This is a genomic window from Pantoea sp. SGAir0215 (assembly GCF_043543215.1).
The window spans coordinates 369185-382882 of record NZ_CP028031.1 but is presented as its reverse complement, the minus strand read 5'-3'; the positions used below and the strand labels follow the sequence as shown (position 1 = coordinate 382882).

Annotated in this window: 13 protein-coding genes; 4 read left to right on the top strand and 9 right to left on the bottom strand. The window is 55.7% G+C overall.

Translation table 11 applies throughout. The features are described from left to right. Positions 1–15: 15 nt before the first annotated feature. Positions 16–1518 carry an inorganic phosphate transporter PitA gene (gene pitA / locus C1N64_RS01945; protein ID WP_039342786.1) on the bottom strand — a complete coding sequence of 501 codons (1503 nt, stop codon included), beginning with the start codon at positions 1516–1518 and terminating at the stop codon, positions 16–18. A gap of 241 nt (positions 1519–1759) precedes the next feature. Here pitA and C1N64_RS01940 point away from each other — a divergent pair, with 241 nt between their 5' ends. After that, complete coding sequence (locus C1N64_RS01940) at positions 1760–2944, top strand: BaiN/RdsA family NAD(P)/FAD-dependent oxidoreductase (RefSeq protein ID WP_033738343.1); 1185 nt, start codon at positions 1760–1762, stop codon at positions 2942–2944. A gap of 24 nt (positions 2945–2968) precedes the next feature. Here C1N64_RS01940 and C1N64_RS01935 read toward each other — a convergent pair whose 3' ends face one another. The 8 genes from C1N64_RS01935 to C1N64_RS01900 form a co-directional block, all read right to left on the bottom strand. After that, complete coding sequence (locus C1N64_RS01935; protein WP_039342784.1) at positions 2969–4219, bottom strand: D-amino acid dehydrogenase; 1251 nt, start codon at positions 4217–4219, stop codon at positions 2969–2971. A 71-nt stretch (positions 4220–4290) separates the two neighbouring features. Beyond that, on the bottom strand, positions 4291–5241 hold the full coding sequence (locus tag C1N64_RS01930) for an oligopeptide/dipeptide ABC transporter ATP-binding protein (RefSeq protein ID WP_110268708.1): 951 nt from the start codon (positions 5239–5241) through the stop codon (positions 4291–4293). Then, positions 5234–6220: an ABC transporter ATP-binding protein gene (locus C1N64_RS01925; RefSeq protein WP_394515206.1), complete on the bottom strand. Its 987-nt coding sequence runs from the start codon at positions 6218–6220 to the stop codon at positions 5234–5236. The genes C1N64_RS01930 and C1N64_RS01925 overlap by 8 nt, the downstream gene beginning before the upstream one ends. Continuing rightward, positions 6220–7113, bottom strand: coding sequence for a D,D-dipeptide ABC transporter permease (ddpC, locus tag C1N64_RS01920; RefSeq protein ID WP_394515205.1), 894 nt, complete (start codon positions 7111–7113; stop codon positions 6220–6222). Before ddpC ends, C1N64_RS01925 begins: the two co-directional genes overlap by 1 nt. 3 nt (positions 7114–7116) lie before the next feature. Further along, positions 7117–8133 (bottom strand): ABC transporter permease, encoded by a 1017-nt coding sequence (locus C1N64_RS01915; protein ID WP_394515487.1) that lies wholly within the window; start codon positions 8131–8133, stop codon positions 7117–7119. 54 nt (positions 8134–8187) lie between these two features. Continuing rightward, on the bottom strand, positions 8188–9753 hold the full coding sequence (locus C1N64_RS01910; RefSeq protein WP_133745843.1) for an ABC transporter substrate-binding protein: 1566 nt from the start codon (positions 9751–9753) through the stop codon (positions 8188–8190). Then, positions 9750–10334 carry a D-alanyl-D-alanine dipeptidase gene (gene ddpX, locus C1N64_RS01905; RefSeq protein WP_039342773.1) on the bottom strand — a complete coding sequence of 195 codons (585 nt, stop codon included), beginning with the start codon at positions 10332–10334 and terminating at the stop codon, positions 9750–9752. The genes C1N64_RS01910 and ddpX overlap by 4 nt, the downstream gene beginning before the upstream one ends. A gap of 18 nt (positions 10335–10352) precedes the next feature. Continuing rightward, positions 10353–11219, bottom strand: coding sequence for a MurR/RpiR family transcriptional regulator (locus C1N64_RS01900; RefSeq protein ID WP_367143560.1), 867 nt, complete (start codon positions 11217–11219; stop codon positions 10353–10355). Between the two features lie 609 nt (positions 11220–11828). Between C1N64_RS01900 and C1N64_RS01895 the strand changes: the two genes are divergently transcribed. The 3 genes from C1N64_RS01895 (at position 11829) to C1N64_RS01885 (ending at position 13662) form a co-directional block, all read left to right on the top strand. Next, entirely contained in the window at positions 11829–12026 is a 198-nt protein-coding gene (locus tag C1N64_RS01895; protein ID WP_033738245.1) for a hypothetical protein, read from the top strand. A gap of 1 nt (position 12027) precedes the next feature. After that, the gene (locus tag C1N64_RS01890; protein WP_006121083.1) at positions 12028–12849 is read left to right on the top strand and encodes a hypothetical protein; all 822 of its coding nucleotides are present in this window, start codon (positions 12028–12030) and stop codon (positions 12847–12849) included. 132 nt (positions 12850–12981) lie between these two features. Next, on the top strand, positions 12982–13662 hold the full coding sequence (locus C1N64_RS01885) for an SDR family oxidoreductase (RefSeq protein ID WP_054686854.1): 681 nt from the start codon (positions 12982–12984) through the stop codon (positions 13660–13662). The last annotated feature ends 36 nt before the right edge of the window (positions 13663–13698 follow it).

Sequence of the window (13698 nt, the reverse complement as noted above, 5' to 3'; positions counted from 1 at the left end):
TGATGTGCTGCTTACTCAGATGAGCTTCAGCGCTATCCAGTAGAGTGAACCTGATAACAAAATACAGACCGGCAGGGTGAAAACCCAGGCCATGGCGATGTTTTTGATCGTTTTACTCTGCAGTCCGCCACCGTCGACCAGCATGGTGCCGGCCACGGAAGACGAAAGGATGTGGGTCGTGGAAACCGGCATGCCGGTGTAGCTGGCAATCCCTATGGACACTGCGGCAGTCACCTGCGCCGACATGCCCTGCGCATACGTCATGCCTTTTTTACCGATTTTCTCACCGATGGTGGTGGCCACACGGCGCCAGCCAATCATCGTGCCGATTCCCAATGCCAGTGCGACCGCCATGATAATCCACACCGGGGCGTACTCAATGGTGTTCAGCAGGTCGCCTTTGAGCTTGCCCAGGAAGCGTTTATCCTCTGGCGAGGTTTCCGGCAGCTTCGCCGCTTTATCGGCCGTATCGGAAATACACAACAAGAGGCGACGCATCTGGCTGCGTTGCTCAACCGACAAGTCGTTGTAGTTTTGCAGATTGTTCAGAAGCACCTGCGCACGCTGCACGGCCTGAAGCGCACGTGCACTGTCGCAGTGAAACTCTTTGGGACTGGTGGGTTCGACTTCTTCCGGCGTGGGCAGCTTAGGCGGTGCCATCTGGATAATATGGGTCAGTGATTCGCTGTGCTGCTGGTAATACTGTTCCAGGTGATTCACAGCATCGCGCGTTCGCGTGATGTCGTAACCCGACGCGTTCATATTGACCACAAAGCCCGCTGGCGCAACGCCAATCAGGACCAGCATAATCAGACCAATGCCTTTTTGCCCGTCGTTAGCACCATGTGAATAACTGACGCCAATGGCGGAGATAATCAGGGCGGTACGGGTCCAGAAAGGCGGTTTTTTCTTGCCGTCAATCTTCTCACGGTCAGCGGGCGTCATATGAATCCGTGCACGCTTTTTAGTGTTGCTCCAGTAACGGCGCAGAAGGAAAATCAGGCTGCCCGCAATCACCAGACCGACAATGGGGGAGAGAATGAGCGACAGGAAGATATTCAGCACTTTCGGAATGTTAAGCGCATCCACCACCGATGTCCCGCTCATTAACGCATTGGTCAGGCCAATACCGATAATCGCGCCGATCAGGGTGTGAGAACTGGAGGCCGGAAGCCCTAAATACCACGTTCCCAGGTTCCAGATAATCGCGGCCAGCAGCATGGAGAAGACCATAGCAAGACCGTGAGCGGAGCCAACATTGAGCAGCAGATCGGTCGGGAGCATATGCACGATGGCGTAAGCCACGCTTAATCCGCCGAGCAGCACGCCAAAGAAATTGAATACCCCAGCCATTAACACAGCAAGCTGAGCACGCATAGCGCGTGTATAGATGACCGTCGCAACCGCGTTGGCCGTATCATGGAAGCCGTTAATTGCTTCGTAAAACAATACAAACAGCAGAGCAAGAACCAGTAACAGGCCGGTGCTAAGATCGAGACCAGCAAACAGATGTAGCATAGACGTTACGCCATTTTGGAGGACATGAACGCGGCGCATTATCCGCGACAATATGTGGTCTGGGAAAGGAAAATATAGACCTGAACCGGCTTAAAAGTGTCAATTTTGTAAGCTTAGAGGCGTAAATTCCTTTAAAATTATAAAGTTACATTATGACATAATTGCGGCAATTTTTTGACACTGGCATCAACGCAGGCAGATCACTACAATCTGCCCCTCTTTTATCAGGTGGACAATGGCAGTGGAACAGTTTGACGTTATCGTGATTGGAGCAGGGGCCGCGGGGCTTTTTTGTGCCGCGCAGGCTGGACAGCGCGGTCGCCGCGTATTACTGCTGGATAACGGCAAAAAGCCGGGCCGCAAGATTTTAATGTCAGGCGGCGGGCGCTGCAATTTCACCAATCTCTATACCGAACCGGCCGCCTACCTGTCGAATAATCCCCATTTCTGTAAGTCAGCGCTGGCGCGTTATACCCAATGGGATTTTATCGATCTGGTGAATCGTCACGGCATTGCCTGGCACGAGAAAACGCTGGGGCAACTGTTTTGCGATGAGTCTGCGCAGCAGATGGTCGATCTCCTGCTCGCCGAGTGTGAAAAGGGGCGCGTGACCCTGCGTTTGCGCAGCGAAATCCTGAGTGTAACCCGCGACGAAGCGGGCTACGTCCTGCAGCTCAACGGCAGCAGCGTACAGGCAGAGAAGCTGGTCATCGCCAGCGGCGGGCTTTCCATGCCGGGCCTGGGCGCGTCACCGTTTGGCTATAAAGTGGCCGAGCAGTTTGGGTTAACGGTGTTGCCAACCCGTGCCGCCCTGGTGCCCTTTACGCTGCATAAACCCCTGCTTGAACAACTGCAGACACTGTCCGGTGTGGCGCTGGACACGACCATCGAAGCGAAAGACGGCACCGTCTTCAAAGAGGCGATGCTGTTTACCCATCGTGGCCTGTCCGGCCCGGCGGTCTTGCAGATTTCCAGCTACTGGCAGCCGGGTGAGTTTATCTCGGTCAATCTCTCGCCTGCCACGCCGCTGGATGCGTTCCTCACGATTCAGCGTGACGCGCACCCGAATCTGAGTCTGAAAAACAGTCTGGCGAAAATTCTGCCTAAGCGTCTGGTCGAAATTTTACAGGAAATGCAGGTGGTGCCGGATGTCACGCTGAAGCAACTGAACAGCAAGCAGCAGTCAGCGCTGGTGCAGACGTTGCACAACTGGCAGGTGCAGCCCAACGGCACGGAGGGTTACCGTACCGCTGAAGTCACGCTGGGCGGTGTGGATACGACTCAGCTGTCCTCTAAAACAATGGAAGCTCGTGACGTGCCGGGACTCTATTTTATCGGTGAAGTCGTTGACGTGACCGGCTGGCTGGGAGGCTATAATTTCCAGTGGGCCTGGAGCTCGGCCTGGGCTTGCGCGCAGGCCGTGTAACGAGCTTCGCCATCAGTGACGCGCTCAGGCATAGCGCGAAACCGCATAGTCTGCGTGCGCAATCTCGGGCTGTTTGCCTGAAATCACATCACTTAACAGCTGGCCGGATCCGCAGGCCATCGTCCAGCCCAGCGTGCCATGTCCGGTGTTCAGCCACAGGTTGGTGAAATGTGTATGACCGACAATCGGCGTGCCGTCAGGCGTCATCGGCCGTAATCCGGTCCAGAAGGTCGCCTGCTCAACGCGGCCGCCACGGGGATAAAGATCGTTTACCACCATTTCAAGCGTTTGCCGTCTCGCGGGCAGCAGGGTTTTGCTGTATCCCACGATTTCCGCCATACCGCCGACGCGGATGCGATTATCAAAACGCGTGATGGCAATTTTATAGGTTTCATCCAGTACCGTGGAAACCGGGGCACCGGCCTCATCGGCGAGGGGAATCGTCAGGGAATAGCCTTTCAGCGGATACACCGGAATGTACATCAGTGGCCGAAGCAACTGGGTAGAGTAAGCGCCAAATGCCATAACGTACCCGTCCGCCGTCAGCGTCTGATCGCCACAGACAATCCCGCTGATCCTGTCACCTTCGGTCAGTAGCGCATCCACCTGCGTGTTAAAGCGGAACGTGACGCCGGCATCGCGCGCCAGGGCGGCAAGTCGCTGGGTAAACAGCTGGCAATCGCCAGTCTCATCGTTAGGCAACCGTAAACCTCCCGTCAACTTGTGCTTGACGTCAGCCAGTGCAGGTTCGACGGTCGCCAGCTGGTCGGCTTCAAGCAGTTGATACGGCACGCCAGCCTCCTGCAGCACGGCAATATCACGCGCTGCGTTTTCAAACTGCTGTTCTGTGCGAAACAGCTGCAGGGTGCCGCCCTGGCGTCCTTCATATTCAATTCCTGTGCTGGCCCGCAGCGCACTGATACAGTCACGGCTGTACTCTGCCAGTCTGACCATCCTGGCTTTATTGACGGCATAGCTGTGAGGATTGCAGTTTTTCAGCATTTGCATCATCCAGGCCAGCTGGAAGCGAGATCCATCCGGCCGTACCGAAAGGGGCGCATGGCGCTGCACCATCCACTTCACCGCTTTAAGCGGCACGCCTGGTGCGGCCCAGGGCGCGGCGTAGCCAGGCGAGATCTGACCGGCGTTGGCGGCGCTGGTACCCAATGCCGGGCCCGCTTCACGTTCGATCACGGTGACCTGATGCCCTGCCTGCTGCAGATACCAGGCGGTGGTGACGCCCACCACGCCGCTGCCAAGCACAATGATTTTCATCGCAATGTCTTCCTGAAAGAGTGATCGTTAAAAGGTGGTCGCGTTGCGCCACCCGCTTGATGTGTTGTGAATCAGGCATGCATAAGGTTATGGGCCAGCCAGCACCTGACCGCCCGCCCGTCATCCTGAACGCGCAAAGGCTGAGGCGTGGCACAGCCACTTGTTGCCTGCGGACAGCGATCGCGAAAGAAACAGCCGGTTGGCAGGTGGCGGTTACCCGGTAGTTCGGTGTTGACGGGAGCCCCCTCCAGCGGCGCGCCAATACGTGGCACAGAGTCCATCAGCAATTGCGTATAGGGATGCTGAGGTGAATCGAGAACGTGCTGAGCCGCGCCCAGTTCGACAATCTGGCCCAGATACATGACCGCAACGCGATCGCTCATGTGACGGACGACCGAGACGTTGTGAGAGATCAGGATATACGTCAGATTGTACTGCTGTTGCAGTTCCACCAGCAGGTTCAGAATCTGCGCCTGAACAGAAATATCCAGTGCCGAGGTAGGTTCATCCAGCACAATGATGTCGGGTTGGGAGGACAGTGCCCGGGCGATGGCAATGCGTTGACGCTGACCGCCGGAAAACGCATGCGGTGGCCGGTCCAGGTATTCCGGGCGAATCCCCACCTGACGGGCCAGGGATTCGGCCAGGGCGCGTCGCGTTTTTTCTGACGCGCGTGACTGAATCCAGACCGGTTCGGTCATGATACGCCAGACCGGCAGGCGGGGATCCAGTGACGAGAGCGGATCCTGAAAGACCATTTGCATGCGACGTTCCCGGCCTCCGCCAGCGGCGGTGGCCAGGTCAAGCTGACCCGTTGTCGGACTCAGCATGCCCATCAACAGTTTCGCCAGGGTGCTTTTGCCGCAACCGGATTCACCGACAATGCCCAGCGTTTCGCCCTGTCTGACCTGGATATCCAGGCCATTCAGTGCATGAACCCGTTCCGTCACTTTGCCACGCCAGTTCTTCTTCGCAGGAAAGGCAACGTGTACGTTTTGTAGCGTGAGCAGAGCATCAGACATGGCGCGTCTCCTGTTGTGGATACCAGCAAGCCACCTGCTGGGCAGCGTTGCCCGTCGCCTGTAAACGTGGTGCGCGGGTGCAGCGTTCGCCTGCCGCGAAGCAGCGCTCGCGAAACGCACAGCCCGAGGGCAGGCAGGTCAGGTTGGGGACGGTGCCGGAAATGGACGATAACGGGGCGCGCGGTTCGCTGGCATCGGGCGAGCAGGCAAGCAGGCCAATGGAATAGGGATGGCTCGGTGAATGCAGGACGGTTTCCGTCAGGCCGCTTTCAATGACTGCGCCGGCGTACATGACGTAAATCCGGTCGCACAACTGCGAAACCACCGCCATATCGTGGCTGATAAACAGCACCGCCGTGCCCGTTGCCTCCGCTTTTTGTTTTAACAGGCGCAGTACCTGACGCTGTACGGTGACATCCAGCGCGGTCGTGGGTTCATCGGCAATCAGCAGATCGGGTTCACAGGAAAAGGCCAGGGCGATCATGACGCGCTGACGCATACCGCCAGAAAGCTCGAAGGGATAGCGCGCCATCACGTTCTTTGCGTCCGCGATTTGCATATCGCCCAACAGCGCAAGCGCCCGTGCGTTGGCCTCACGGGCTGACACGGGACGATGTTGTCGAATGACATCCACCATCTGCTTGCCGATGCGGCGAGTGGGATTCAGGGCGGTCATGGGTTCCTGAAAGATCATGGCAACGCGATTGCCGCGCATTTTACGCATCGCGGCCTCACTGGCGGTCAGGACATTCTGTCCCGCCAGTTCCAGTTTGCCGCTTTTGATCTGATAGCTGTGTTCGGGAATCAGCCGCATCGCCAGCATGGCGGTGACCGATTTCCCCGAACCGGATTCCCCGACTACGCCGACAATTTCACCACGGTTAATGTGCATGGACACATTGTTCAGCACATTCACCTCGCCCTGATAGACCGGGAAACTGAGGCGTAAATCCTCAATCGTCAGGATTCTCTCTTGCATCAGTGACGTCCTCCTGCTTTCGGATCCAGCAGATCCTGAATCCCATCGCCAAACAAATTGAATCCAACGGCGGTGATTAAGATCGCAGCGCCGGGGAAGGTGCAGTACCACCACTGGTCCAGCACGTAGTTGCGCCCGTTCGCTACCATCGCGCCCCATTCAGCGGTCGGTTGCTGCGCGCCTAAGCCAATGAAGCCCAGCGTCGCGGCCATCAGAATGGCGCTGCCGATATCCAGCGAGGCCTGTACCACCAGCGGCGGCAGTGCATTACGCAGGATATGCCAGCTAATCAGATGCCAGCGCGAGGCACCAAAGGTTTTAGCGGCTTCGACAAAGGTATGCTGTCTGACAATCAACGTCTGACCGCGTGCCAGCCGGACGTAAAAAGGAATACGCACAATGGCGATGGCGAGCATGGCGTTAAACAGGCTTGGTCCCAGCGCCGCGGCCAGCGCCATGGTCAGCACCAGCGAAGGGATAGACAGCATGATGTCCATCAGGCGCATAATGAGCGCATCACTGCGACCGCCCAGAACACCGGACAGACAGCCCAGTAATGAACCGCTGATGCCCGCCAGCAGCACCACGGCCAGTCCCGCCGCGACAGACTGCTGGCTGCCGACCAGCACGCGACTAAACAGATCCCGGCCCACTTCATCGGTGCCAAACCAGTGCGCAGCACTGGGCGGCTGAAGACGGTCGGTCAAACTGATGGCATTCGGATCGTGGGGCACCAGCCAGGGCGAGAACACCATCAATCCCAGCATCAGGACAATAATGGCGGCCCCCAGCAGGGTCAGTGGACTTTTACGCACTATCCAGAGGCGACGCTTCCAGACGAGAAGCGTGGGTTTCGCCTGACGTACAGCAGGCTGTTCTTGCGTCATCATCATGCGTTACGCTCCCCGACCCATGCGCGGGTCAATCCACAGATAAAGAAGATCCACAAACAGGTTGACCAGCACGTACGCAAAGGACACGACGATGGCAAAACCCATCACGGCGGGAAAATCGAGTGCCTGGATCGAGGACACCACATACGCGCCCATACCGGGCCAGGCAAACACGGTTTCGGTCAGGACGGCACCATACAGCAGGTCACCCAGGGCCAGCCCCAGCACGGTCACAGAGGGGATCAGGGCGTTGGGCAGGGCATAGCGCACGACGATAGTAAACTTAGGCAGTCCGCTCGCCAGCGCAGTGCGAATATAGTCTTCGCTTAACTGTTCCAGCATGGCCGAGCGAATCTGACGCGCCACGATGCCCAGATGGACAAAGGCCAGCGTGGTGGCAGGCAAAATCAGATGCTGCAGGGCGTTCATAAAGACCTCAGTATTGCCCTCCAGCAAGGCATCAACCAGGTAGAAACCGGTGATGCGTGTGGGTGGATCAAGCCAGTCATCCAGGCGTCCGCCGCCGGGCAGCAGGTTCAACTTGCCATAAAACAGGACGATGGCACCCAGTCCCAGCCAGAACGCCGGGGTCGAAATACCGGTCAGCGCCAGCAGACGCACCAGATGATCAAGCCAGCGGTTGCGATAAACGGCAGAAAGCACGCCCAGCGGCACGCCGACCAGCAGCGCGATCAACAGCGCACAAAAGGCCAGCTCCAGCGTGGCGGGAAAGAATGCCCGCAAATCATCTAACACCGGGCGGCCTGTGCGGATCGAGGTGCCCAGATCGCCATGCAAAAGTTGCTGTACATAACGGATAAATTGTTGCCACAGCGGTAAGTCCAGCCCTAACTGCTGACGGATGTGTTGAACAATTTCATCACTGGCACGATCGCCGGCCAGCAGCCTGGCCGGATCCCCGGGAATAAGATACGAAATAATAAACGTAATGACGCAGACGCCAGCGACGACCAACAGCAGTCCCCAGCTACGCTGTCTTAACAGACTCCAGTAACTCATCATGTCTTCCTCAGCAGGGCCAGGCAGGCCCTGCGTGAACGGGCGTGAAGGTTGTTATTCTTTATGCATGGTGGCGAGGTTAAAGATTTGCTCCAGCATCGGATTAAACACGTAGCCTTTAACCGACTTATTCATCGCAACCTGATAATTTTTCTGGAATAAATACACGTAAGCCGCATCGTTAATCACGATCTGCTCGGCCTGCTGGTAATCGCGGGTCCGTTCAGCCTGACTGGTCGTGGAAACCGCTTTCTTCAGCAGCGCATCGACCGCCGGATTGGAATAAAAAGAGCGGTTGCCGGGCAGACCTTTTTTGTCTGATTCAAACCAGTAATTCATGAACATGTAGGGATCGGCAAAATCCGGGCTCCAGTTGCCAATGGCAATGTCATAGTCCGCTTTACCGATACGCTCGCGCATGGTGGCGTTGGCCAGTTTTTCCAGCTTAACGTTGATGCCCAGCGTCTTCAGATTGGCCTGCATGGAAAGGGCAATCGGCTCCCAGTTTGGATCGTTGTCCGAATAGAGAAAGGACAAGGTCTGCGGTTTGCTGGGCAGTTTAGCCAGTTCAGCCCTGGCTTTATCCATGTTAAAGCTGTACTGCATGGCCTGAGGATCATAGCCCCACATGCCTTCCGGAATCGGACCGCGCATCTGTTTACCGTTGCCGCCCAGAATGCCCTGTACCATGCCCTGGTAGTCGGTCGCCCAGGAGATCGCTCTGCGTAAATCAGGCTGATTTAGCGGTGCTTTGCTGTTGTTCAGATAGAGGTAGGTCACACGCAGGGCGGGATAATCCATGACGGCAACGTCACCTTGCTTCTTCAGCGCGGCGAACTGGTCTACCGGTAACGCATCGGCAATATCGACATCGCCTTTTGCCAGCTGCAAACGACGAGCAGAGCTTTCGCTGATAATTTTCACGGAAACGCGCTTAAAGGCCGGTTTAGGCCCCGTAAAGTGCGGGTTAGGCACCAGCACCAGCTGCTGACCTTTCTGCCAGCGTTGCAGCATATAGGCACCGGATCCTGCGGTATGCTCGGCCAGGTAGCCGCGCGCATCATCGGCGGCGTTCGCTTTCAGCACGGCAGGGTTAATAATGGACGCGCCGTCATTCGCGAGCGTATAAAGAAACGGTGCGAACGGGGTGTTCAGCGTGAAACGCACGGTATGCGGATCGACTACCTCGACTTTCATGTCGGCTGGAAAGGCTTCCGACGGGCCTTGTTTGATACGCATCAGACGCTCAAAAGAGAGCTTAACCGCCTCAGCATTCACGGGTGAGCCATCGGCAAACGCGGCATCCGGACGTAGCGTAAACGTCCAGACCTTGCCATCGTCACTACTCTGCCAGCTTTGAGCCAGATCGCCCTCGATCTCCGTGGTGCCTTTACCGTCTTCTGTTTTGTATTTGATCAGGCGCTGGTAGGCAGGATACGTAACGGTCCAGTCATTGTTATCAATCGTCACCGCCGGATCCAGCGTCTGCGGATCGGCCGCTTTCCCGATCACCAGCATGTCTTTCGGTACCGCAGCCAGCACGGATGTCGTCGTGGCCGCGAGGGTAATAGCAAGTAACAAAGGGCGAAAATAACGGGGTGCTGTGTGCGTCATTGTCATGGTAAAACTCCGTCAGTCTGGGCTGGGGATATGCAGGTGAAAACATCGTTAATCAGCGGATAACGGGCCGCTTCCGGTAACTCGAAATGCCACCATTCGGTCGCAATGCCAGTAAAGCCACCGCCAAACATCACGGCATTAAGCAGTAGCCTGTTGCGCTGAGCAGCCAGCGGCACGTCGGGATGGTAGGGGTGCGACAGCGCCTGCATTTCATCAAACCCGGTTCCCATATCCAGAATGTGCCCGTCAGCATCGATTAGCGTGACATCAATCGCGGTGCCACGGCTGTGATTCGAGCCTTGCGATAAAGGCACGACGTAATTCTGATCAGGACAGGCGTGCCAAAGCAGCTCCTGCGCTTTTTGTGGGCGATAGGCGTCCAGCACCAGCAGCGTAAAACCCGCCACGCTGGCAATAGCAATACTTTTCTCCAGCGCGACGGCGGCATCGGGATGCAGCAGGCAGCGGGCTACGCTGTAGATGGGCTGGCCCGTAATGTTATCGGCGGTGGCATATTTCAGATCGATAGTCAGCGCCGGAAAGGCCACTGCGATATCGACCAGCTCTGTTTCCTGCATCATTCTGTAATCCCTGTTTTATCAATGTTCAAACTGACCAAATTCTTGCTGCAACAGTCGGTTTTGTGCCAGGCGCTGAGAAAGCGCGGGGCCAAGGCGTTCGACGACTGCAGACAGCAGAAGGTTGAAAAGGCAACTGATGGGGGCCAGCGAATCCCAAAAATTGGCGGTGTCCGTTTTTACCTGGAGTAAATCCACCGGATAATCCCGGGCCCACGGACACCAGATATCGGTAACCAGCGCCATCGACACGCCACGTGCGGTGGCGACCCGACAAAACTGTCTTGCTACGGTGGAATAGGCTCGCGTATCCGTAAGAATGACGTAAGGCTTTGACGACTCGGAGTTCAGCGACTCCAGCCAACTGCCCGAGCTGCCATCGGCATAGGTCACGCGCGGTCGCAGATATTCCAGATGACTGAAGAAGGTATTCGCGATGCCCCGGGTGGACTGAATCCCCAACACGATGACGGTTTCGGCCTCGGCTATTTGCTGGCTGATATGGCGAAAGGTCTCCGTCTGCGCCAGCTGGTAGACATAGCGGATAGCCTCTAACTCCATTTGTAATGACTGACTGGCCGGATCCGGCAGCGTGCGTTGCTGCTCCCATGAATCAAGACGGTCAATCACGCCCCATTGCTTGTACGGCGTATTCGGCACATCGCGCAGCAGGTTTTTCACATCATCAAGATTTTTAAATCCCAGCTTGCGCAAATAACGCCCGACAGTAATTCCGCTGGTGCCGGTCGCCTGGGCAATGCTGTCCGCCGTTTCAAAGGGGATATGTTCGTAATGGCTGAGCAGCCACGAACTTATCCGTTTTTCGCTGGGCGTTTGCTGGCTAATGGCAGCCTCGATTTTTTTCAGCAGTTCGGCGTGAGCGCTCATGTCGTCCTCAATGTTACCTGGCTGTCATTGCTCGCAATGTTGTTATTGAAGTCACAAGCACAATGCATGCCAGTTTGCCCTGGCCTGTTAAAAAACAGCCACGTCAGGTGATTATGTGCAGCGGAATGGTGGAGTTGATAGCCTGCCGAAAAATTAAGCGCAATCGAGGTGCAACGTAATTGAAACGTGCATCACACTAGTGCAACAAAATAACCCGGTTATGTGATCCAGACTGAAGAAACGATGTTTCTCTTTCCGCGTACGAGCAAGTGGCCGATCCTTTACGTCGGGGCCGGCAACAAGGTGCGTACGATGCACGGCGCTGTCGACCGCCGCGATGAGCTGCCATCAGGCGACAAAAGCGGTTTGTGCCCTGTCGTTTTATGGCGTGCATCGGGCAGACCGGATTGCGTTAAGAAGGGCATCATCGTCAGGGATGAATGAATTCGTTTCGCCATCTTTTATAAAGGGGGAGAGCAGAACGCGAAAAAATCAGCAACATTTACCGCTTCGTTAATCAGGCTTTTAAGAATGTTTACCGGCAATAAAATGGCAGCAAAGCCAATTCGGTCACATACTTGTGTTTTTTAACTCAGTAAGTGACCTGTCATGATCAGCTTTGTTCGTTCCTTGTTCGCCAGCCCGGATAAATTCCTCCAGATAATGAGCCGCCAGGACATAAACGACTCCATTGCCGATGGTGAGCGCATTATTATCGATGAAAACGGTAACGCCGCGGTCAATATCCTCAGTGAGGAAGTAAAGGAGGATTTCAACCGGCACGTCAATAGCTTAAAAGGAGTCTGAGGTGGGTACCGCGATTTTTATGGTATTGATGGTAAGTGGTTACTGGTACACCAGTCGGGATCTTTCCAGCCGTTTCAAAATGCGCCGTACCTCAGGCTGGGATGTCTATTTTCTGGTGGCGTTATACGGTTGTATATTCGTGCTTCAGGGGGTTTTTGCCACCGCATTTATTTGGTTTGTCTTATTTATTATTTCCTCCGTTTCCAACGCGCTTTATATTTTCCCCGGCGATCATCTTCAGCTGCAAATGAAGTTTATGAACTGGAGCTTTTTAGGTATTCAGGCACCGGTAGTCATTATGCTGACCTTCGCCATTCTGTTTTGCCTTTATCGCTCGAACTGGGCGGGCAGCGCACGGCTTAATGTCTCTGGCCGAAAAGACCTCTATCAAAAACTCTCCCGTTCTAACGGCGTCGAGCAGATGCTTTTCCAGTGCATGGAGGAGGGGGAGCTGGCATGGATCACGCTAAAATCGCGACGCATCTACATAGGCATGGTGCATGCGGCAACTTTTGAATATGAAAGCACCGCCAATATCGTGCTCATTCCGATGCTGAGCGGTTATCGCGACAGCCATACATTAAAGCTGGCGGTCGAACATAATTACAGTAGCTGGTACGCCGAGCACGGCATCACGCTGGATTCAGAACCCAAAAATGCCATGGCGTTTCGCAAAGTGATCATGCTGGACCAGATCGAGAGCTTCTCATTGTTCGATCCCGCCAGCGCGACAGCCCTGGCAATGGGGGAAGATCATCCGCAGAGTGTGGAAAAGAGCCGGGATGGCAACAAATCTTCGCCGCCTGATCAGCAGATTGAATAACCCAGGCAGGGCGTATCAGGACACACAGCAGGGTCGGAGCGGCGGTATCCGCACAAAATAGCCTGTATAATGCAGTGCGTGCGCTAACCCGCCTCTACTCTGCTTACTGACTTCATCAACGAGGACAATCCTATGGCTCATCAGGGGAAAATCTTAGTTATCGGCGCGTCGCGCGGCATTGGCCTTGCCGTGGTTAACGCGTTTGTAGCCCATCACTGGCAGGTGACGGCCACATACCGCAGTGCTATTCCGCCACAAGGCGAGCACCCTGAGGTTGACTGGCATCAAGTGGATATAACGGATACCGACGCGGTTAAACACGTTGCGGTCCAGCTGAGTGGAGAGCCTTTTGACGCCATTTTGATTAATGCAGGCGTTTACGGGCCAGCGCATCAAAAGTTGGCCGAGACGGATGACAGCGAACTGATGCAGCTGTTCCTGACCAATGCCGTCGCGCCGGTACGTTGCGCTGAGATTTTGCTGCCGTTGCTGAATCAGCAAAAAGGTGTGATTGCGTTAACGTCTTCGCAGCTTGCCAGCCTGAATGAGAACCGCAGCGCGGACGCTCCTCTGTATTCGGCCAGTAAAGCGGCGCTCAATATGTTGACCCGTTCCCTTGCCAGAGGGGTAGAAGCGCAGAATGGCACGCTGTTAACGCTGCATCCCGGCTGGGTGAAAACGGATATGGGCGGCGATAAGGCCCCCCTTACGGCTGAAAAAAGCGCGGAAGGGATCTTCACGCAGTTGACGATGTTTCAGGGGCGCGGTGGTCACCACTATGTGGACTACGCGGGAAAAACGCTGCAATGGTAATGGCGTAAAGGAATTCGCCCTCAGGCCTTCACGACA